Annotated in this window: 19 protein-coding genes and 1 riboswitch; of the genes, 13 read left to right on the top strand and 6 right to left on the bottom strand. The window is 74.1% G+C overall.

From position 1 onward, the window contains the following. The first annotated feature begins 20 nt into the window (after positions 1-20). A complete protein-coding gene (locus ACIQR3_RS02605; RefSeq protein WP_403533097.1) occupies positions 21-332 on the top strand; it encodes a hypothetical protein in 312 nt (103 codons plus the stop codon). Positions 333-338: 6 nt separating this feature from the next. Further along, the gene (locus ACIQR3_RS02600; RefSeq protein ID WP_403533095.1) at positions 339-1,523 is read left to right on the top strand and encodes a glutathionylspermidine synthase family protein; all 1,185 of its coding nucleotides are present in this window, start codon (positions 339-341) and stop codon (positions 1,521-1,523) included. Positions 1,524-1,603: 80 nt separating this feature from the next. Here ACIQR3_RS02600 and ACIQR3_RS02595 read toward each other — a convergent pair whose 3' ends face one another. Next, positions 1,604-2,530 (bottom strand): oxidoreductase, encoded by a 927-nt coding sequence (locus ACIQR3_RS02595; RefSeq protein ID WP_403533093.1) that lies wholly within the window; start codon positions 2,528-2,530, stop codon positions 1,604-1,606. Between the two features lie 94 nt (positions 2,531-2,624). Between ACIQR3_RS02595 and ACIQR3_RS02590 the strand changes: the two genes are divergently transcribed. From ACIQR3_RS02590 to ACIQR3_RS02570, 5 genes are all read left to right on the top strand, one after another. After that, positions 2,625-3,188, top strand: a complete 564-nt coding sequence (locus ACIQR3_RS02590; protein ID WP_403533091.1) for a TetR family transcriptional regulator — start codon at positions 2,625-2,627, stop codon at positions 3,186-3,188. Positions 3,189-3,229: 41 nt separating this feature from the next. Continuing rightward, positions 3,230-3,319: riboswitch (ZMP/ZTP riboswitch) on the top strand. Between the two features lie 32 nt (positions 3,320-3,351). After that, on the top strand, positions 3,352-4,806 hold the full coding sequence (locus ACIQR3_RS02585; RefSeq protein WP_403533089.1) for a glycine hydroxymethyltransferase: 1,455 nt from the start codon (positions 3,352-3,354) through the stop codon (positions 4,804-4,806). Positions 4,807-4,907: 101 nt separating this feature from the next. Then, positions 4,908-5,921: a tryptophan--tRNA ligase gene (gene trpS / locus ACIQR3_RS02580; RefSeq protein WP_403533086.1), complete on the top strand. Its 1,014-nt coding sequence runs from the start codon at positions 4,908-4,910 to the stop codon at positions 5,919-5,921. A gap of 135 nt (positions 5,922-6,056) precedes the next feature. Next, positions 6,057-6,638: a 2'-5' RNA ligase family protein gene (locus ACIQR3_RS02575; RefSeq protein ID WP_403533084.1), complete on the top strand. Its 582-nt coding sequence runs from the start codon at positions 6,057-6,059 to the stop codon at positions 6,636-6,638. Between the two features lie 46 nt (positions 6,639-6,684). Continuing rightward, on the top strand, positions 6,685-8,877 hold the full coding sequence (locus ACIQR3_RS02570; RefSeq protein ID WP_403533082.1) for a PQQ-binding-like beta-propeller repeat protein: 2,193 nt from the start codon (positions 6,685-6,687) through the stop codon (positions 8,875-8,877). 15 nt (positions 8,878-8,892) lie between these two features. On the opposite strand, the gene ACIQR3_RS02565 is transcribed toward ACIQR3_RS02570, so the two are convergent. Both ACIQR3_RS02565 and ACIQR3_RS02560 read right to left on the bottom strand, forming a co-directional pair. Further along, complete coding sequence (locus tag ACIQR3_RS02565) at positions 8,893-9,648, bottom strand: decaprenylphospho-beta-D-erythro-pentofuranosid-2-ulose 2-reductase (protein ID WP_403533080.1); 756 nt, start codon at positions 9,646-9,648, stop codon at positions 8,893-8,895. A gap of 9 nt (positions 9,649-9,657) precedes the next feature. Beyond that, the gene (locus ACIQR3_RS02560; RefSeq protein WP_403533077.1) at positions 9,658-11,013 is read right to left on the bottom strand and encodes an FAD-binding protein; all 1,356 of its coding nucleotides are present in this window, start codon (positions 11,011-11,013) and stop codon (positions 9,658-9,660) included. 144 nt (positions 11,014-11,157) lie between these two features. On the opposite strand from ACIQR3_RS02560, the gene ACIQR3_RS02555 reads away from it, so the two are divergent. The 4 genes from ACIQR3_RS02555 to ACIQR3_RS02540 are packed head-to-tail and all read left to right on the top strand — an operon-like array spanning position 11,158 to position 14,030. Beyond that, positions 11,158-11,682 carry a phosphatase PAP2 family protein gene (locus ACIQR3_RS02555; protein WP_403533074.1) on the top strand — a complete coding sequence of 175 codons (525 nt, stop codon included), beginning with the start codon at positions 11,158-11,160 and terminating at the stop codon, positions 11,680-11,682. Further along, positions 11,675-12,625: a decaprenyl-phosphate phosphoribosyltransferase gene (locus ACIQR3_RS02550; RefSeq protein WP_403533071.1), complete on the top strand. Its 951-nt coding sequence runs from the start codon at positions 11,675-11,677 to the stop codon at positions 12,623-12,625. Before ACIQR3_RS02555 ends, ACIQR3_RS02550 begins: the two co-directional genes overlap by 8 nt. Beyond that, positions 12,622-13,125 (top strand): GtrA family protein, encoded by a 504-nt coding sequence (locus tag ACIQR3_RS02545; RefSeq protein WP_403533068.1) that lies wholly within the window; start codon positions 12,622-12,624, stop codon positions 13,123-13,125. Before ACIQR3_RS02550 ends, ACIQR3_RS02545 begins: the two co-directional genes overlap by 4 nt. Beyond that, on the top strand, positions 13,113-14,030 hold the full coding sequence (locus ACIQR3_RS02540; RefSeq protein WP_403533066.1) for a YihY/virulence factor BrkB family protein: 918 nt from the start codon (positions 13,113-13,115) through the stop codon (positions 14,028-14,030). The genes ACIQR3_RS02545 and ACIQR3_RS02540 overlap by 13 nt, the downstream gene beginning before the upstream one ends. Here the strand turns inward: ACIQR3_RS02540 and ACIQR3_RS02535 are convergent. Beyond that, positions 13,978-15,276, bottom strand: a complete 1,299-nt coding sequence (locus tag ACIQR3_RS02535; protein ID WP_403533063.1) for a D-alanyl-D-alanine carboxypeptidase family protein — start codon at positions 15,274-15,276, stop codon at positions 13,978-13,980. The two genes, ACIQR3_RS02540 and ACIQR3_RS02535, sit on opposite strands and share 53 nt — an antisense overlap. A 91-nt stretch (positions 15,277-15,367) precedes the next feature. Between ACIQR3_RS02535 and ACIQR3_RS02530 the strand changes: the two genes are divergently transcribed. Both ACIQR3_RS02530 and ACIQR3_RS02525 read left to right on the top strand, forming a co-directional pair. Continuing rightward, positions 15,368-15,607 carry an SCO4848 family membrane protein gene (locus ACIQR3_RS02530; protein WP_403533060.1) on the top strand — a complete coding sequence of 80 codons (240 nt, stop codon included), beginning with the start codon at positions 15,368-15,370 and terminating at the stop codon, positions 15,605-15,607. 33 nt (positions 15,608-15,640) lie between these two features. Further along, positions 15,641-17,035, top strand: a complete 1,395-nt coding sequence (locus tag ACIQR3_RS02525; RefSeq protein WP_403533058.1) for a metallophosphoesterase — start codon at positions 15,641-15,643, stop codon at positions 17,033-17,035. A 27-nt stretch (positions 17,036-17,062) separates the two neighbouring features. Here the strand turns inward: ACIQR3_RS02525 and ACIQR3_RS02520 are convergent, their stop codons facing one another. Together ACIQR3_RS02520 and ACIQR3_RS02515 are read right to left on the bottom strand one after the other, a co-directional pair. After that, positions 17,063-18,457: a sensor histidine kinase gene (locus ACIQR3_RS02520; protein ID WP_403533967.1), complete on the bottom strand. Its 1,395-nt coding sequence runs from the start codon at positions 18,455-18,457 to the stop codon at positions 17,063-17,065. Positions 18,458-18,531: 74 nt separating this feature from the next. After that, on the bottom strand, positions 18,532-19,221 hold the full coding sequence (locus ACIQR3_RS02515) for a response regulator transcription factor (protein ID WP_403533055.1): 690 nt from the start codon (positions 19,219-19,221) through the stop codon (positions 18,532-18,534). Positions 19,222-19,373: the final 152 nt, after the last annotated feature.

Below are 19,373 nucleotides of genomic sequence, written 5' to 3'. Positions count from 1 at the left end.
CAGCAGCGGGGGATGGGGACATGGCAGAGACTCGGCGACGGCTGCGGTCGAGCACCGTCGTGCTCGGCGGCATGGGGGTCCTCGCGGCGGCCCTGACCTCCTGCGGCTCGGAGCCCGACCGGCGCTGTGTGGACCGCGACAACCACACCCTCGCCGACGGCTACAAGGTCGTCGCCGACAAGAACTGCACGTCCTCCACCGGCCTGTCGAGTTCGGACTGGTACTACGACTCCGAGGTCACCCGCGGCCGGGCCGACTACGGCACCTTCGACCGCGACGAGGCCGTCGACCGGGGCGGCTTCGGCTGCTCCTCCGGCAGCGGCGGCGGCTGAGCCGGCGTGGAGCGCCGCACCACCGAGCCCCGCCCCGGCTGGCAGCAGACCGTCGAGGAGCAGGGGCTCGTCTACCCCCTCACCCGCTACCCCGACGGCTCCCTGCGCCCCTACTGGGACGAGAGCGCCTACTACGTGTTCTCCCTCCCCGAGGTCGAGGCACTGGAGGAAGTCGTCGAGGAACTGCACCGCATGTGCCTGGCCGCCGCCGAGCACATCGTCACCGCCGGCCGCTTCGCCGACCTCGGCATCACCGACCCCCGCGTGGCCGGAGCCGTCGCCGAAGCCTGGCGGCGCCGCGCCGAACTCCCCTCCGTCTACGCCCGCTTCGACCTCCGCTACGACGGCACGGGACCGGCGAAGCTCCTGGAGTACAACGCCGACACCCCGACCTCCCTCGTCGAGGCGGCCTCCCCGCAGTGGTTCTGGATGGAGGAACGCTTCCCCGGCGCCGACCAGTGGAACTCCCTCCACGAGCGCCTGATCGACGCCTGGAGGAAACAGGCCGCCCTGCTGCCGCCCGGCAGCCCCCTGTACTTCGCGCACTCCACCGCCGACGAACTCGGCGAGGACCTGATGACGGTCGCCTACCTCCAGGAGACCGCCGAACAGGCCGGCCTGAAGACCGAGTCGATCTCCATGGAGGAGATCGGCTGGGACCGCCTCTCCGGCCGCTTCGTCGACACCAGGCTCCGCTTCATCCGCAGCTGCTTCAAGCTGTACCCCTGGGAGTGGCTCACCACCGACCGCTTCGCCGGCCACGTCCTCGACACCCTCGACAACGGCGGCGGCACCGGCTCCACCCTGTGGATCGAGCCCGCCTGGAAGATGCTGCTCAGCAACAAGGCGCTGCTCGCCGTCCTCTGGGAGCTGTACCCCGGCCACCCCAACCTCCTCCCGGCCTACCTCGACGGCCCCCGCGAGCTGGCCCAGGGCCCCGGCTGGGTCGCCAAGCCCCTCCTCGGCCGCGAGGGCGCCGGCGTCACGGTCCACGAGCCCGGCAGCCCGGCCGCCGTCCGCGACGAGCCCTGCTGTTACCAGGCCCTCGCCCCGCTCCCCGACTTCGACGGCAACCACGTCGTGCTCGGCGCCTGGGTGGTCGAGGACGAGTCGGCAGGGCTCGGCATCCGGGAGTCGTCGGGCCTGGTGACGGACGAGTACGCCCGCTTCCTGCCCCACGTGATCCTCTGAGCCTTCGGACAAATCCGCCAGGGCCGTCCGCCAGGGCCGTCCGTCAGGGCCGTCCTCAGGGCCGTCCTCAGGGCCGTCCGTCAGGTCTGCGGGGCCGGGAAGGCGACGCCCGTCAGCCGTTCGCTCTCACGCCACAGCCAGGCCCCCAGGCCGGGGTCGTCGGCCCCGGCGGGCAGCCGCACCGGCCTCGGCGTGCCGGAGGTCTGGTCGCGTCCGGCGGGGCCGAGGTAGGCCCCGTTGGCGGCCTCGGGGTGGGTCGCGGCGTACAGGGACGGCCAGGCCGCGCCGTCGGGTGAGCCCATCAGGGTGCGCGAGGCGAGGGCCACGAGCAGGCGCCCCGTCCGGCTGGCGGAGGTGTGGCGCTGCAGGTTGGTGACGGCCGAGCCCGGATGGACGGCCACGGCGCGGTGCGCACCGCCGGCGAGGCGGCGGGCGAGTTCCCGGGTGAAGACGACGTTGGCGCGCTTGGACTTCGCGTACGCGCTCATCGGCCGGTAGCCGCGCTCGCTCATCAGATCCGCGAGATCACCGGAGCGCCAGGCGGCGGCGACGGCGCTGACGGTGACGACCCGGGCCGCCGCGGAGCGCCGCAGGGCGGGCATCAGGTACGCGGTCAGCGCGAAATGGCCGAGGTGGTTGGTGCCCACCGTGAGTTCCAGTCCGTCGCGGGTCAGCCGGCGCTCCGGTACGTCCATCACACCGGCGTTGTTGACGAGCAGGTCGAGGGTCTCGGCCGCGGCGAGCGGGGCGGCGGCCTCGCGGATCGCAGCGAGGCTGCCGAGGTCGAGTTCCACCGTCTGCGGGCGGGCACCGGGCACCTCGGCGCGCAGGCGGCGGGCGGCATCCGCCAGGGAGTCGGGGCGCCGGCCCGCGAGCAGGACACGGGCCCCGCGCTCCGCCAGCACCCGGGCGGTGCGGAAGCCGATGCCGCTGTTGGCGCCGGTGATCAGTGCGGTACGGCCGCTGAGGTCGGGGATGTCGGCCGGGGTCCAGTGGGAATCCACCATGTCACTTCCTAAATGAATGTTCATTTACTTCCGCTCAGTATGCGGAAGCCGGTCCGAGTTGTAAAATGAACGTTCAGTAAGCAAGGTTGACGGCATGGCAACACGTGACCCCGACCGCAAGCGCCGGCAGCTCATGGAGGCCGCCCTCGCCGAGTTCGCCGAGTTCGGCGCGGCCGGCGCCCGCGTGGACCGGCTCGCCAAGCGCGCGGGGATCAGCCCCGGCCTGGTGTACTCCTTCGCCGCCGGCAAGGAGGGCCTGTTCGAGGCCGTCTACGAGGCGATCGCCGAGCAGACCGTGAACGCGGTCCCCCTCGACGCCGACGACCTGCCCGAATACGCCGGCCGCCTGCACGACGCGGGACAGCGCCACCCCCAGGTCATGCGCTTCCTGACCTGGTACGCGCTGGAGCGCGCCGAACGGCCGGCGTCCGACCTCGTGGCCCGCTCGATGCGGGACAAGATCGCCGCGGTCGAGGCCGCCCAGCGGCGCGGCACCGTCCGGCGGGACAAGCCGGCCGCGGAGATCCTGGCGCTCGTCCTGACGCTCGCCAACATGTGGCAGCACCACACCGAGGACGTCAACTCCCTGGTCCCGCCCGCACAGCGGCGCACCGTGATCACCGACGCCGTACGCCGCCTCGTCGCCCCGCCCGCATGATGGACGCCTTACCTCCGCGCTTCCGTCCCCCGGGTACCCTTGCCCCGGGCCGTGACTGGCGCGCTGGGATGGGACCGACCATCGGGAAGCGGCCCGTACGGGAACGAGTGCCGTGCGCCTGGGCCGTACCGTGAACGCTGGAAGTCGACGTCCGGAGGTCCCCATGTCAGCCGAGCAGCCGCCCCTGTCCACCGAGTCCACCGCCTACCGCGCCGCCCTCGACGTGATCCGCGCCGTCGAGCCGCGCGTCGCCGACGCCATCGGCCAGGAGGTGGCCGACCAGCGCGAGATGCTCAAGCTGATCGCCTCGGAGAACTACGCCTCCCCGGCCACGCTCCTCGCGATGGGCAACTGGTTCAGCGACAAGTACGCCGAGGGCACCGTCGGCCGCCGCTTCTACGCCGGCTGCCGCAACGTCGACACCGTCGAGTCGCTCGCCGCCGAGCACGCCCGCGAGCTGTTCGGCGCCCGGCACGCCTACGTCCAGCCGCACTCCGGCATCGACGCCAACCTGGTCGCCTTCTGGGCCGTCCTCGGCGCCCGCGTCGAGGTGCCCTTCCTGGAGCAGACCGGCGTCCGCCAGATCAACGACCTCACCGACGAGGACTGGGCCGAGCTGCGCCGCGCCTTCGGCAACCAGCGGATGCTCGGCATGTCCCTGGACGCCGGCGGCCACCTCACCCACGGCTTCCGCCCGAACATCTCCGGCAAGATGTTCGACCAGCGCTCGTACGGCACCGACCCCGCCACCGGCCTCATCGACTACGAGGCCCTGCGCGCCTCCGCCCGCGAGTTCAAGCCGCTGATCATCGTCGCCGGCTACTCGGCGTACCCGCGCCTGGTGAACTTCCGGATCATGCGCGAGATCGCCGACGAGGTCGGCGCGACCCTGATGGTCGACATGGCGCACTTCGCCGGTCTGGTCGCGGGCAAGGTCCTCACCGGCGACTTCGACCCGGTCCCGCACGCCCAGATCGTGACGACGACCACCCACAAGTCGCTGCGCGGCCCGCGCGGCGGCATGGTGCTGTGCGACGACTCCCTCAAGGACCAGGTCGACCGGGGCTGCCCGATGGTCCTCGGCGGCCCGCTCCCGCACGTCATGGCCGCCAAGGCCGTCGCCCTCGCCGAGGCCCGGCAGCCCGCCTTCCAGGACTACGCCCAGCGCATCGTCGACAACTCCCGCGCGCTCGCCGAGGGCCTGATGAAGCGCGGCGCCACCCTGGTCACCGGCGGCACCGACAACCACCTCAACCTGATCGACGTCGCCTCCTCCTACGGCCTCACCGGCCGCCAGGCCGAGGCCGCCCTGCTCGACTCCGGCATCGTCACCAACCGCAACGCCATCCCCGCCGACCCCAACGGCGCCTGGTACACCTCCGGCATCCGCATCGGCACCCCGGCGCTGACCACCCGTGGCCTGGGCACCGCCGAGATGGACGAGGTGGCCGGTCTCATCGACCGCGTCCTGACCGCCGCCGAGCCCGGCACCACCAAGTCGGGCGCCCCCTCCAAGGCCTCCCACGTCCTGGACGGCAAGATCTCCGACGAGATCTCCCGCCGCGCCACCGACCTGGTCGCCGGGTTCCCCCTGTACCCGGAGATCGACCTCGGCTGAGGCGCCCCGAAGGGGCGTGGGGACCCGCGCGACCGGCCACGACGGCCGCGCGGTTCCCCACCCGCCGAAACCATCCATGACCCTCTGAGACAATGGTGGGCATGGCGAATGACCGACCTCGTGTGCTCTCCGGAATCCAGCCCACCGCAGGCTCGTTCCACCTCGGCAACTACCTCGGCGCCGTGCGCCAGTGGGTGGCCCTCCAGGAGACCCACGACGCGTTCTACATGGTCGTCGACCTGCACGCGATCACGGTCCCGCAGGACCCGAGGGAGCTGCGGGCCAACACCCGCCTGGCCGCCGCCCAGCTCCTCGCGGCCGGCCTCGACCCGGACCGCTGCACGCTCTTCGTGCAGAGCCACGTCCCCGAGCACGCCCAGCTCGCCTGGGTGATGAACTGCCTCACCGGCTTCGGCGAGGCGTCCCGGATGACCCAGTTCAAGGACAAGTCCGCCAAGCAGGGCGCCGACCGCGCCTCCGTCGGCCTGTTCACCTACCCGGTCCTCCAGGTCGCCGACATCCTCCTCTACCAGGCGCACGAGGTCCCGGTCGGCGAGGACCAGCGCCAGCACATCGAGCTGACCCGCGACCTCGCCGAGCGCTTCAACGGCCGCTTCGGCGAGACCTTCACCGTCCCCAAGCCGTACATCCTCAAGGAGACGGCGAAGATCTACGACCTCCAGGACCCGACGGTCAAGATGAGCAAGTCCGCGTCCACGCCCAAGGGCCTGGTCAACCTGCTGGACGAGCCGAAGACCACCGCCAAGAAGGTCAAGAGCGCCGTCACCGACACCGACACCGTCATCGTTTACGACGCCGAGAACAAGCCCGGCGTCAGCAACCTCCTCACCATCTACTCCACCCTCACCGGCGCGGGCATCGGCGAGCTGGAGGAGAAGTACGCGGGCAAGGGCTACGGCGCGCTCAAGACCGACCTCGCCGAGATCATGGTCGACTTCGTGACGCCGTTCCGGGAGCGCACCCAGCAGTACCTGGACGACCCGGAGACGCTGGACTCGGTGCTGGCCAAGGGCGCGGAGAAGGCGCGGGCGGTCGCGGCGGAGACCCTCTCCCAGGCGTACGACCGCGTGGGCTTCCTGCCCGCCAAGCACTGAGCGCCACCCCGAGCGCCGCACATCACTCCGGTTTCGCCTGCCCGCTGCCGGGCCGTGGCCGTACAGTCGATGAACAGGTGGCCGCACCGGCGGCCGCTTCCGCCGGAACGACGACAGCTCAGAACAGGAGACGACGTGGGGACCGTAACGATCGGCGTGTCGATCGCGGTCCCGGAGCCTCACGGCAGCCGGCTGCAACAGCTGCGCGCGGGCTTCGGCGACGCCGCTGCTCACGGCATCCCCACGCACGTCACCCTGCTGCCGCCGACGGAGGTCGACGCCGCTGCGCTGCCCGCGATCGAGGCGCACCTCGCGGAGGTCGCCGCCGCCGGGCGGCCCTTCCCGATGCGGCTGTCCGGCACCGGCACCTTCCGCCCCCTCTCCCCGGTCGTCTACGTCCAGGTGGTCGAGGGCGCCGAGGCCTGCTCCTGGCTCCAGAAGCAGGTCCGTGACGCGTCCGGGCCGGTCGCCCGCGAGCTGCAGTTCCCGTACCACCCGCACGTCACCGTGGCGCACGGCATCGAGGAGGCGGCCATGGACCGCGCCTTCGAGGAGCTGGCCGACTACGCGGCCGAGTGGCCCTGCACCGGGTTCGCCCTCTACGAGCAGGGCGCCGACGGCGTCTGGCGCAAGCTGCACGAGTACGCGTTCGGCGGTACCGTCGTACCCCCACAGCCCGGTGCCCCGCGCGCCCGGGGCGGCCTGCCCGCCCGCTGACCGACGCGGCCCGGGCGCACAGGCACGCACGGGGGAGGGCGCGAGGGTGGGGGTCACGGGGCTCAGATCCGAGGACCCGGCCACGGTGGGGGACTTCCGGCTGCTGGGCCGGCTCGGCGCGGGCGGCTTCGGCACGGTCTACCTGGGGCTCACCGCGGGCGGCCGCAGGGTCGCGGTGAAGACGGTGCACCGGCACATCGCCGACCACGACGGCTTCCGGGCCCGGTTCCGCCGCGAGGTGGAGGCGCTGCGCCGGGCCGGGGGGTTCTTCACCGCCTCGCTCGTGGACGCGGACCCCGCCGCGCCGCTGCCCTGGCTCGCCACCGAGTACGTGGCCGGGCCCGACCTCGGCACGGTCGTCGCCCGCGGCGGCCCGCTCGCCCCCGACGCCGTCTGGCGGCTCGGGGCCGGGCTCTGCGAGGCACTGGCCACCCTGCACGGCGCCGGGCTCGTGCACCGCGACCTCAAGCCGTCCAACGTGCTCCTGGCCGAGGACGGCCCCCGGGTCATCGACTTCGGCATCGCCTCCCTCGCCGACGCCACCCGCCTCACCGTCACCCACGAGGCGGCGGGCACCCCGGGCTACGCCGCCCCCGAGCAGTTGCGGGGCATGCGCGACGTCGGCCCGGCGGCGGACGTGTTCGCGCTGACCTGCCTCCTGGTGTACGCGGCCGGCGGCCGCAGCCCGTTCCGCGGCGGCACGCTGGTCGAGTACATCGCCCACGTCCTGCACGAACCGCCCGACCTCCCGGACGGCCTCGACGCGGCCTTCGCGGCCCTGGCCGAGGCCGGGCTCGCCCTCGACCCCGCCGCCCGCCCCGCCCTGTCCGACCTGGCGGCGCTGTGCGCCGAGCGGGTCGGCCGGGCCGGGCCGCCGCGCTCCTTCGCCGACCTGCTGGCACCCGCCGTCCGGGACCTGCTCACGGGCGCCGAGTCGCAGGCGGCGACGGCGGTGGCGGTGGCTTCGGCGGCGGTGGCGTCCGCCGGGCGGACAGGGAAGGCAGCGGCCGTACGGCCCCGGCCGTGGGAGTGGACGGCGCCCGAGCGCGCGGGCACGGAGTGGGTCCCGCTGCGCGGCCCGGCCCTCGCGCACACCGGGGACGGGACCGGCGTGGTGTGCGTCGCGGCCGGCGGCCGGCTGTACGGGCTGGACGCGGTCGCCGGCACCGTGCGCTGGAGCGTCCCGACGGGCCGGCCGCGCCTGGCCGCGGGCCCCGTGGCGGCCGGGGACGTCTTCGTGGTCGCCGACGACGAAGGCCGGATCAGCGGCTACCGGGCGGCGGACGGGGCGTGCCGGTGGACCCGCCAGGAGAAAGAGGCGTCCGGTGTGTTCGAGAGCGCCCGGCTGTTCGTCACCGACACACCGCGGCACTGGGTCGCGCTGCGCCACACCGTGCGCGACCCGGCCCCCGACACGCCCGACCACGCGGTGGCGACCTGGGAGCACGTCTGCCTGCTGGACCCGGCCACCGGTGAGCCGGTCATGACGCCCCTGACGAGCAACGACCCGGGCGTCACACTCTGGGGGACGACCCTCTGGGCGGCCCACCACCGGCTCTTCGTCCAGGGCTACCGGTTCCTGGAGGCCGTGGGGCTGGACACCGACGCGGGCGCCCGCTGGCGGGAGCGGGCGGAGGCCTCCGCCTCCCTCGGCGAGCGCGTCTTCACCTGGCGGCGCCGCTGGGGGCTGGCCTGCCGGGACGGCGCCACCGGCACCGTCCTGTGGCGCAGCCGAAGACCCCGGGGGGCCAACGGCGCGGTGAGCGTCGATCCCGAGCGGGACGTGGCCGCCGTGGTGACGACCAAGGGCACGTGGGCCTTCGCCGCGCGCACCGGCCGGCTGCTGTGGTCGGCGCCGGCGTACGGCGACCGCGACACGCTGTCGGGCACGTACACCGGAGCCGTGGACGGCGTGCTGTGGGCCGTGGCCGGCGGGGTGGCGTTCGCCCGCGACACGGCCCGCGGCGAGCTGCTGTGGCGGGCGGAGGCCGGGCAGGACGTGGGCACCCCGCGGTTCGCACCGGAGCGGCACGGCGGTCTGCTGTTCCTGTACGACGGGCTGCGGCTGCGCGCGGTGCGGCCGGCGGACGGTCACGAGGTGTGGTCCGCCGAGTCGGTCCACGAGCCCGCGGCCTGTGACACCCAGCCGCACTGGACCTACGGCGACCTGCTCTACCTGCGCGGCCCCGGCGGCGTACGGGCCTGCCACGTCCCCGGCCTGTCACCGGACGGCCCGTAACGGCACAGCGGGGTCCTAGAGCGGCAGCCGCCGGAACACCGTGCGGGGCAGGTGGCGCAGGGCCGACATCACGACCCGGAGCGCGCCGGGCACCCACACCGTCTCCGAGCGCCGCCTCAGGCCCAGCTCGATGGCGGTGGCGACGGCCTCCGGCGTCGTCGCCAGCGGCGCCTCCTCCAGACCGGCGGTCATCTTCGACCGCACGAACCCGGGGCGTACGACCATGACGTGCACGCCGGTGCCGTGCAGCGCGTCGCCCAGGCCCTGCGCGAAGGCGTCCAGGCCGGCCTTGCTGGAGCCGTAGATGAAGTTGGCGCGGCGGGCCCGCTCCCCGGCGACGGAGGAGAGGACGACCAGGGAGCCGTGGCCCTGGTCCTGGAGCGCGGCGGCGCACACCAGGCCGGCACAGACGGCGCCCGTGTAGTTGGTCTGCGCGACCCGCACGGCGCTCACCGGCTCCCGCTCGTCGTGCGCCTGGTCGCCCAGGACGCCGAAGGCGAGCAGCACCAGGTCGATGTCGCCCTCCGCGAAGACCTTCCCGAGCACCTCCTCGTGCGACGCGGGGTCGAGGGCGTCGAAGGCGACCGTGCGCACCTCGGCGCCGAGCCCGCGCAGCCCCTCGGCGGCCTCGTCCAGGGCGGGGGAGGGGCGCCCCGCCAGCCAGACCGTACGGGTGCGGCGGGCCACCAGGCGGCGGGCGGCGGCCAGCGCGATCTCGGACGTACCGCCGAGGACGAGCAGGGACTGGGGCAGGCCGAAGGCGTCCTTCATGGCGGTCTCCTAGAGGTCGAGGCGGCGGGAGAGGTCGGAGACGAACACCCCGCGCGGGTCCAGCTCCGCGCGCAGCGCCCGGAAGTCGTCGAGGCGCGGGTACATCGCGGCGAGCAGCTCGGGCCGCAGCCGGGAGTCCTTGGCGAGGTAGACCCGGCCGCCCGCCCCCGCCACCTCCTCGTCCAGCGCGTCGAGGAGGGCGCCGAGGCCGGGCAGATGGGCCGGGATGTCCAGGGCCAGCGTCCAGCCGGGCACCGGGAAGGACAGCCAGCCCGGGTCGGCCTCCCCGAACCGCTTGAGGACGGCCAGGAACGACGGGCAGCGGTGCGCGCGGATGCGGTGCACGATGCGGCGCAGGGCCTCCTCCTGGCCGTGGCCGACGGCGAACTGGTACTGGACGAAGCCGCCGCGGCCGTAGATCCGGTTCCAGTGCGGGACGCCGTCCAGGGGGTGGAAGAAGGACGGGATGCGCTGGAGCCGGCCGGTGCGGGCGCGGGGAGCCTTGCGGAACCAGGCTTCGTTGAAGAGGCCGACCGTGGACCGGGTCAGCAGGCCCTCCGGGACGTACGCCGGGGCGGCCGGGAGGCGGGCGGTGCGGAACGCGAGCGGGTCCCGGCGGGCGCGGCGCGGCAGGGCGTGGGGCGGGGCGTGGTCGCCGCGGGTGAGGACCGCGCGGCCGGTCGCGGCACCGCGGGCGAGCAGGTCGATCCAGGCGACGGAGTACCGGTAGCGGTGGTCGGTCGCGGTCAGCCGGGCCAGCAGGTCGTCCAGGTCGGCGGCGCGCTCGGTGTCGACCGACATCCACGAGGAGCCGACGCGGTGCAGGCGGACCGTCGCGGTGAGGATGACGCCGGTCAGGCCCATGCCGCCGGCGGTCGCGTCGAACAGCGGCGTGCCCGGCGTGACGGTCCGCACCCGCCCGTCGGCGGTGAGCAGCTCCAGCGACCGTACGTGCCGGGAGAAGGAGCCGCTGACGTGGTGGTTCTTGCCGTGGATGTCGGCGCCGATCGCCCCGCCGACGGTGACGTAGCGGGTCCCCGGCGTCACCGGCACGAACCAGCCGAGCGGCAGCAGCACCTCCATCAGCCGGTGCAGGGAGACGCCCGCGTCGCACAGTACGGTGCCGCCCTCGACGTCGATGGCGTGGATCTTGTCCAGGCCGGTCATGTCCAGCACGGCCCCGCCCGCGTTCTGCGCCGCGTCGCCGTACGCCCGGCCCAGGCCCCGGGCGACGGCACCGCGCCGGCCGCAGGCGCGGACGGCGAGCGCCGCCTCCTCGTACGTCCGGGGGCGGACCAGGAGGGCGACGGTGGGGGCGGTGCGGCCCCAGCCGGTGACGGGGCCCCAGTCGGTGTCGGCAGACATGCCGGTGACCGTATCGCCCCTTTATCCAACATCAATTCTGAAACCTCCGGTTTATCCCCGAAATGGGTGATTAATGGGATGTCGCTCAATAGTTCCGGAGTTTTGCCGGAGTTCCGCCGCCACCGGCATGAACAGTGAGTCCGTATGGACCACCACCTCGACCACCGCGACGGCATGGACCACCGGATCGTCTCCGCCCTCAGAGCGTGCGGCGGCGACCCGCGCGTGGCGGGCGCCGCCCGCGCCCTGTCCTTCGTGGGGGAGCACGGGGCGCTGTGGCTGGCGGCGGGCCTCGCCGGGGCCGCCGTGGACGGCGCCCGGCGCGGCGCCTGGCTGCGCGGCACCGCGCTCACCGCGGGCGCGCACCTGGCCAGCATGGGCGTGAAACGGGTCGTGCGCCGCCCGCGCCCCGCGCATGTGCGGCCCCTGGTGCCCACCGCGGGCCGGCACTCCTTCCCCAGTTCGCACGCCACCTCCGCGGTGGCCGCCGCCGTCGCCTTCGGCACCCTCGGGGCCCGCGCCGCCTGGCCGGTGGCCGTCGCGGTGTGCCTTTCCCGGCTGGTCACCGGCGTCCACTACCCCTCGGACGTGGCGGCCGGTGCCGCCCTGGGCGCCCTCACGGCCCGGCTCGGCGCCGACTGGATGCGAGGGGGCGCCGCCCGTGGCTGACACCACCGCCGTCCTGCGCCGGCGCACCCCCGAGCGTCCCCCGGCGCCACCGCCCGGCGCGGGTGGCCTGCTGACCGGCCTGCTGCGCACCGCACGCCCCAAGCAGTGGGTCAAGAACGTCCTGGTCGTCGCCGCCCCGGCCGCCGCCGGCGAACTGTTCACCACGCCCGCCCTGACCCGGCTCCCCCTGACCTTCCTCCTGTTCACGGCCTGCGCCGCCGCCGTCTACCTGGTCAACGACGCCCGCGACGCCGACGCCGACCGCGCCCACCCGGTCAAACGGCACCGCCCGGTCGCCGCCGGGCAGGTCCCCGTCCCCGTCGCCTACGCCGCCGGCGGCGCCCTCGCCCTCCTCGCGCCCGCCACCGCGCTCTGGCTCTGCCCGCCCGCCGTCGCCGCCCTGCTGACCGCCTACCTCGCCATGCAACTGGCGTACTGCGTCACCCTCAAGCACGTCCTCGTCGTCGACCTCGTCGTCGTCACCACGGGCTTCCTGATGCGGGCGGTGACCGGTGGACTGGCGCTCGGCCTCCCGCTCTCCCGCTGGTTCCTGATCACCACCGGCTTCGGAGCGCTGTTCATGGTCTCCGCCAAGCGCTACTCCGAGGCCGTGCAGATGGCCGGGGCGGCGGGCGCCACCCGCGCGCTGCTCACCGAGTACACCGTCGGCTACCTGCGGTTCGTCTGGCAGCTCGCGGCCGGTGTCGCCGTCCTCGGCTACTGCCTGTGGGCCCTGGAGGAGGGCGGCGTCCCGCACGCCGGCCTGCTGCCCTGGCGCCAGCTCTCCGTGGTCGCCTTCGTCCTCGCCGTGCTGCGCTACGCCGTCTTCGCCGACCGGGGCACGGCCGGCGAACCCGAGGACGTGGTGCTGCGCGACCGCGCGCTCGCCGTCATCGGGGTGGTCTGGGCCGCGATGTACGGGGCCGCGGTGGCCAACTGGTGAGCACGGCGGGCGGCACCGGCGGGACGGCGGGCACGGCGGGCGGCGCGGCGGGCGGACCGGGCGGTACGGCGAGCGCGCCCGGTCCCCGCCGGGAACTCGTCGGCTTCGCCTCCGTCGGCCTGCTCGCCTACGCCGTCGACCTCGCCCTCTTCACCTGCCTGCGCGGACCGGCCGGACTCGGCCCGCTCACCGCCAAGGCGCTGGCGTTCGTCGCCGGCTGCTCGGTGGCCTACGCCGGCAACGCGCTCTTCACCTACCGGCACACCCGCCCCCGGGGCCCGCACCCCTACGCCGTCTTCTTCGCGGTCAACCTCGCCGGGGCCGCCGTACAACTCCTCTGCCTCGCCGTCAGCCACTACGGCCTCGGCCTCACCTCGCAGCGCGCCGACACCGTCTCCGGCGCGGGAATCGGCATGGCGCTGGCCACGCTGCTGCGTTTCTGGGGCACAAGGACACTGGTTTTCCCGACCGGGGGCAGAGACGGACCATGGACTGGCTGAAAAAGCTTCCCGTAGTGGGCCCGTGGGCGGCGCGGCTGATGGCCACGCACGCGTGGCGGTCGTACGAGCGCCTGGACCGGGTGAAGTGGACGCGGCTGGCCGCCGCCATGACCTTCAGCAGCTTCGTCGCGCTGTTCCCGCTGCTCTCGCTGGGCGCCGCGATCACCGCCGCCACGCTCAGCGAGCGGCAGCAGAAGGAGGTCCAGGACGCGATCGCCGATCAGTTCCCCGGACTCGGCGACCAGCTGGACATCGAGGGGCTGGTGGCGAACGCCGGCACCGTCGGGCTGATCGCCGCCGCCCTGCTGCTGTTCACCGGCATGAACTGGGTCGACTCGACCCGGGGCTGTCTGCGGGCGGTGTGGGAACTGCCCGACGAGGACGACAACCCCCTCCTGCGCCGGGCCAAGGACGGCGGCATCCTGATCGGCTTCGGCGGCGCGCTGCTGGTCACCCTCGCCTTCTCCACCGTCGCCTCCGCGCTGGCCGGCCGGCTCGTCCGGCACCTGGGCATGGACGACGGCGGCGTCGGCGGGGTGCTGCTGTACGTCGCCGCGTTCGCCGTCGCCGTACTCGCCGACTTCCTGGTCCTGCTCTACGTCCTGACCCTGCTGCCCGGCGCCGAGCCCGAGCGCCGCCGGCTGCTGGTGGCGGCGCTGATCGGCGCGGTCGGCTTCGAACTGCTCAAGCTGCTGCTGAGCAGCTACGTGCGGGGCGTGGCCGCGAAGAGCATGTACGGCGCGTTCGGCGTCCCCGTCGCCCTGCTGCTGTGGATCAACTTCACCTCGAAGCTGGTCCTGTTCTGCGCCGCCTGGACGGCGACCGGCGGCAAGGAGACCGAACCCGCCGACGTCACGGACGGGTCCGGCGACGCACCAGGTCCGGCAGCGGCCACCGGCGGTTGACCAGGAACGCGGCGCCCGCGAGCAGCACCAGCACCCCGCCGGTGATCGCCAGCGCCGTCCCGGCGCCGCCGGAGCCGCCCGCCGCGGCGGCGCCGACGGTCTTCGTGCCGGTGGCCGCGTCACCGCTGCCGCCGGCCTCACCCCCGGCCTGGCCCTCGCCCGTCGCCGGGGAGGCGCTCGCCCCGGCGCCCTTCGGGGCCACCAGCTCGCCCACCGGCTCGACCTTGCCGGCCGCCTTGAACCCCCAGTCGAAGAGCTCGGCGGTCTCCTTGTAGACCTCGTTGTGGTCGTTCTTCTCCGGGTTCATGACCGTGACCAGGAGCACCTTGCCGTCGCGCTCGGCGACCCCGGTGAAGGTGGCGCCCGCGTTGGTGGTGTTGCCGTTCTTGACGCCGGCGATGCCCTCGTACTGCTCTATGTCGTAGTCGCCGGTCAGCAGCCGGTTGGTGTTCTGTATCTCGAAGGACCCGCGGACCTTCTTGCCCTTCTTGTTCTTCGTCGTCTCGCCCGGGAACTTCGCGCTGACCGTCGAGCAGTACTCGCGGAAGTCCGCCTTCTGCAGCCCGGAGCGGGCGAACAGGGTCAGGTCGTACGCGGACGAGACCTGGCCGGGGGCGTCGTACCCGTCGGGGCTGACCACGTGGGTGTCGAGGGCCTGGAGCTCCTCGGCGTGCTCGTTCATGTCGGCGACCGTCTTGTCCACGCCGCCGTTCATCGCGGACAGCACGTGCACGGCGTCGTTGCCGGAGCGCAGGAAGACACCGAGCCACAGGTCGTGGACGGTGTACGTCTCGTTCTCCTTGATCCCGACCATGCTGGACCCGGAACCGATGCCCTCCAGGTCGGAGGGGGCGACCTTGTGCTCGGTCGTCTTCGGGAACCGCGGCAGCAGCGTGTCGGCGAACAGCATCTTCAGGGTGGACGCCGGGGCCAGCTGCCAGTGGGCGTTGTGCGAGGCCAGGACCTCGCCGGACTCGGCGTCGGAGACGATCCAGGAGCGGGCGGTGATGTCCTTGGGCAGCACGGGCACACCGTCGGCGAGATTGGCCTGCGTCCCCGGCTGCCCGAGGCGGGCGCCGCCCACGGACGACATGTTCGCCGGGGGCGTGGCGGAGGGGCTCGCCGAGGAATCCGGGCTCGGCGCGGCGTACGCGGCCGGTGAGGCCAGCGCGAGGGCCGAGACGGTGGTCAGGACGGCGGGAGTGACCAGCAACGATCGCCGGACGGTCTTCTTGGGTGCGGGCACGGTCGAGAACGTACCGCCCGTTCCCCGCGCCGTCCCACCCGCCTCCCCACCCCGGACACGGAACCGGACACGCGGCGGCGATACTGGCTGCATGAAGCTCAGCCGTCCCGTCTCCTGGTTCCTGCTCGCCTTCGGGGTGTGGTCCTGGATCATCTGGATCACTTTCGTCAAGAATCTCGCCAAGGACAGCAGCGGGCTCGCGTTCGAGAACGGCGACCCCACGGCGTACTTCTGGGTCCACCTGCTGCTGGCGGTGGTCTCCTTCCTACTGGGGACGGTCGTCGGGGTCATCGGGTTGCGCGGCCTGCGCGCACTGCGCCGCACGTCATAGTCGCGGCTTCACAAGGGGTGGGGTAGGAACACGATGGTGATCGTCATGGCGCTGGTCGCGCTGCTGGTGGTGGGCGTCCTGGTGGCGGCCAACTGGTATGTGTGGCGGCGCCTGTTCCGCGACACGACCCGGCGCGCGGGCGGCGTGCGCCGGGCGGGCGCGGTCCTGGTCGCCGGCGGCTGGCTGCTGGCCGTCGGCGCGCTGGTCGCCGAGCGCTCGGGCGCGCCCTTCTGGCTCCAGCGGGTCCTGGGGTGGCCGGGCTTCCTGTGGATGGCCCTCTCGGTCTACCTGCTGCTGGCGCTGCTGGTGGGGGAGGCGGTACGGCCGCTGCTGCGGCTCCTGCTGGAACGGCGGGCCGCGGGGCGGGCGCCCGCCCCGGCGCCGGCCCCGGAGTCCGGCGCCGACGTGCCGACGGAGCGCGTGGCGGCGGGGGCCGCGGCCCCGTCTCCGGGCGGTGACGGCACGGCCGCCACGGCCGCCACGTCTGGTGCGTCCGGTCCGTCCGGTGCGGCGGCCGGGGAGGCCGCGCCCGCCGCGTCTCCCGGGGCCGGAACCACTGCCACCACCGCCCCCACGCCCACCTCCGCCACCCCCCTCGCCGTCCCCTCCCGCCGCCTCTTCGTCTCCCGGGTCGTCGGCGGGGCCGCCGCCGCGGTGGCCGTGGGGACGGTCGGCTACGGCACGTACGGCGTGCTGAACGGGCCGACCGTGAAGCGCGTCACCGTGCCCCTGGCCAAGCTGCCGCGCGCCGCGCACGGGTTCCGGATCACCGTGGTCAGCGACATCCACCTCGGCCCGGTCCTGGGCCGGGGCTTCGCGCAGAAGGTCGTCGACACGGTCAACGGCACCCAGCCCGACCTGATAGCGGTCGTCGGCGACCTGGTCGACGGCAGCGTCAAGGACCTCGGTCCGGCCGCCGCGCCGCTCGCGCAGCTCAGCGCCCGGCACGGCGCGTACTTCGTCACCGGCAACCACGAGTACTTCTCCGGCGCCGAGCAGTGGGTGGAGGAGGTGCGGCGCCTGGGGCTGCTGCCCCTGGAGAACGCCCGTACCGAACTGCCCCACTTCGACCTGGCCGGCGTCAACGACATCAGCGGCGAGGACGAGGGCCAGGGCCCCGACTACGAGCGCGCCCTCGGCGACCGCGACCGCAGCCGCGCCTGTGTGCTCCTCGCCCACCAGCCGGTGATGATCCACGACGCCGTCGACCACGGCGTCGACCTCCAGCTCTCCGGCCACACCCACGGCGGCCAGCTCTGGCCCGGCCCGCTCCTGGCCGCCGCCGCCAACCCGACCGTGGCCGGCCTGGAGCGCTACGGCGACACCCAGCTCTACGTCAGCCGCGGCGCGGGTGCCTGGGGCCCGCCCACGCGCGTGGGCGCCGAGTCCGACATCACCGTCATCGAACTGGCCTCCCGCCAGGCCTGACGGCCCCCTCCGGGCGGACGGGCCTCCTCACCCCGTCTCCGCCCCCGCCCCCTCCGCCCGGTCGGGCAGCACCACCGTCACCGCGAGCCCCTCGCCCGGCGCGGTCCGCACGTCGACCTCACCGCCGTGCGCGTGCACCGCGCCCTGCACGATGGCCAGCCCCAGGCCGCTGCCCGCGCCGCCGCCCGCCCGGAAGAACCGGTCGAAGACCCGGGCCGCGTCCTCCGCCGTCAGCCCCGGCCCCCTGTCCTCGACCGACAGCCGCACGACCCCTTCGACGCGCTCCGCGCAGAGCCGCACCGGCACGTCCGCCGGGGTGTGCACCCGTACGTTCGCCACCAGGTTGCCGACCACCTGCCGCAGCCCCGACTCGTCGGCGCACACCGTCAGCTCCCCCTCGGCGTCCACGGTGACCGGCCGCTCGGGCTGCTGGACACGCAGGTCCTCGGCCGCGTCCCGCAGCAGGCGGCCGACGTCGACGGGGCGCAGCCGCAGCTCGGGGCGCTGGTCGAGGCGGGCGAGGGTGAGCAGCTCGTCCACCAGCCGGCCCATCCGGTCGGCCTCCGCGAGGACCCGTTCCCAGGCCCGCTTCCGCTCGGCCGGCTCGCGCAGCATGCCCTTGTCGTAGAGCTGGAGGTACCCGCGTATCGCGGCCAGCGGGGTGCGCAGTTCGTGCGAGGCGTCGGCGACGAAGCGGCGCAGCTGGGCCGTGCTGCGCTCGCGCGTGCGGTACGCCGACTCCACCTGGTGGAGCATGGAGTTCAGCGCGAGCCGCAGTTGCTCCACCTCCGCGGTGGCCTCCCGGCTGGAGGGCACCCGCCGGGTCAGGTCGCCCTCGGCGATCGCCGACGAGGTCTCCACCATGTCCTCCAGGGGCCGCATCCGGCGCCGCACGCTCATCATCGTCAGCCAGGCCAGCGTCGCCAACAGCAGCGTGCCGACGCCCAGGTCGAGCCGGAGGGCCTTGGCGACGCCGGTGTGCAGGGCGTCGGTGGAGGCGGCGACCAGGACGAACCTGCCGTCGGAGAGCCGGGTGGCGGTGACCCGGTAGGCGGTGTCGCGCACGCTGACGTCGTGCGGCTCGGGGTCGGCGGCCAGCGGCGCCGGGTCGGCCACCGCGGCGGCCAGGGCCCGCTGGCCGTCGGTCGGCTCGTACCCGGCGAGGGCGAGCGCCCGGCCCCGCCGGTCGGTGGCGGCGATGAGGCTGTCCGGCGCCCGGTCGTCCGCGTCGCCGTTCAGGAACCGGTCCCGGACCAGCGTCACCGCGCCCAGCGCGTCGAGCTGCTCCATGGTGAGCGGCGCGGTGCCCAGCGACTGGCGGGTGCGCAGCAGCTCGGCGTCGATCTGGTCGATCAGATAGTGCCGCATGCCCACCAGGCTGACCGCGGTCGCCACGACGACGCCGACGGCCAGCAGCGCCATGTTCGCCACCGCCAGCTTGGCGCGCAGCGAGGGGATGCCCCGCCCGCGCCGGAACAGGACACGCCGCAGGGCCCTCACGCGAGCCCGTACCCGACGCCCCGCCGCGTGGTGATCAGCGGCGGTCCCAGCGCGTCCAGCTTGCGCCGCAGATAGCTGACGTAGGTCTCCACGACGGTCGACTCGGACGGCGCGTGCTCGTACTGCCAGACGTGGCGCAGCAGTTGGTCCTTGGGCACGATCCGCCCGCCGTTGCGCACCAGGAAGCGCAGGAGCGCGTACTCGGTCGGGGTCAGCTCGACCGAGCGGTCGCCGCGCCGGGCCGTGTACGTCGTCTCGTCCAGCTCCAGGTCGCCGTAGGTGAGCGGGGGCCGTTCGGGCAGCACGTCGGCGGGGCGGACCCGGCGCAGCACCGCCTGGACGCGGGCGACCACCTCGTCGATGTTGAACGGCTTGGTGATGTAGTCGTCGCCGAAGCCGAGCGCGCCGACGATCTCGGCGGGCGCGTCCCGCGCCGTGACGAAGACCAGCGCCAACTCCGGGCACCGGGCCCGCAGTTCCTTGCCGAGCGCGCGGCCGTCGCCGTCGGGCAGCATCACGTCGAGCAGCGCCGCGTCCGGCCGGGTGGTCCCGGCGAGCGCGAGGGCGTCGCGGACGGTGGCCGCGCACATCACCTCGAAGCCGTGGAAGCGCAGGGCGATGGCGAGGACGTCCGCGATGCTCGGTTCGTCCTCCACCACCAGCACGGTGCCGGGACCCGTCGTCATGCCCCCAGTATCGGCGCGGGCCGTGGCCGCGGGGGCGGTTCCCGCTTTGGAGTTCCTTGAGAGTCGGGCCCGGCCGGTGTCCACGCCCGTGCCGCGCCCCCGATTCTGAGGCGCAGGACCTGGGGGGACCGACCGACTTTTCCTGGAATGAA

This window comes from Streptomyces sp. NPDC090994, assembly GCF_044768905.1.
In the GTDB taxonomy this organism is placed as follows: domain Bacteria; phylum Actinomycetota; class Actinomycetes; order Streptomycetales; family Streptomycetaceae; genus Streptomyces.
The sequence above is the reverse complement of the archived record's forward strand: the minus strand, read 5'-3'. Positions and strand labels throughout refer to the sequence as shown.

Coding starts and splice junctions, on each gene's coding strand:
- ACIQR3_RS02585 (WP_403533089.1), top strand. CDS start 3,352: ATGTCAGCCGAGCAGCCGCCCCTGTCCACCGAGTCCACCGCCTACCGC.
- ACIQR3_RS02590 (WP_403533091.1), top strand. CDS start 2,625: ATGGCAACACGTGACCCCGACCGCAAGCGCCGGCAGCTCATGGAGGCC.
- ACIQR3_RS02560 (WP_403533077.1), bottom strand. CDS start 11,013: ATGTCTGCCGACACCGACTGGGGCCCCGTCACCGGCTGGGGCCGCACC.
- ACIQR3_RS02540 (WP_403533066.1), top strand. CDS start 13,113: ATGGACTGGCTGAAAAAGCTTCCCGTAGTGGGCCCGTGGGCGGCGCGG.
- ACIQR3_RS02565 (WP_403533080.1), bottom strand. CDS start 9,648: ATGAAGGACGCCTTCGGCCTGCCCCAGTCCCTGCTCGTCCTCGGCGGT.
- ACIQR3_RS02605 (WP_403533097.1), top strand. CDS start 21: ATGGCAGAGACTCGGCGACGGCTGCGGTCGAGCACCGTCGTGCTCGGC.
- ACIQR3_RS02595 (WP_403533093.1), bottom strand. CDS start 2,530: ATGGTGGATTCCCACTGGACCCCGGCCGACATCCCCGACCTCAGCGGC.
- ACIQR3_RS02530 (WP_403533060.1), top strand. CDS start 15,368: ATGAAGCTCAGCCGTCCCGTCTCCTGGTTCCTGCTCGCCTTCGGGGTG.
- trpS (WP_403533086.1), top strand. CDS start 4,908: ATGGCGAATGACCGACCTCGTGTGCTCTCCGGAATCCAGCCCACCGCA.
- ACIQR3_RS02520 (WP_403533967.1), bottom strand. CDS start 18,457: ATGGCGCTGCTGGCCGTCGGCGTCGTCGTGGCGACCGCGGTCAGCCTG.
- ACIQR3_RS02555 (WP_403533074.1), top strand. CDS start 11,158: ATGGACCACCACCTCGACCACCGCGACGGCATGGACCACCGGATCGTC.
- ACIQR3_RS02525 (WP_403533058.1), top strand. CDS start 15,641: ATGGTGATCGTCATGGCGCTGGTCGCGCTGCTGGTGGTGGGCGTCCTG.
- ACIQR3_RS02515 (WP_403533055.1), bottom strand. CDS start 19,221: ATGACGACGGGTCCCGGCACCGTGCTGGTGGTGGAGGACGAACCGAGC.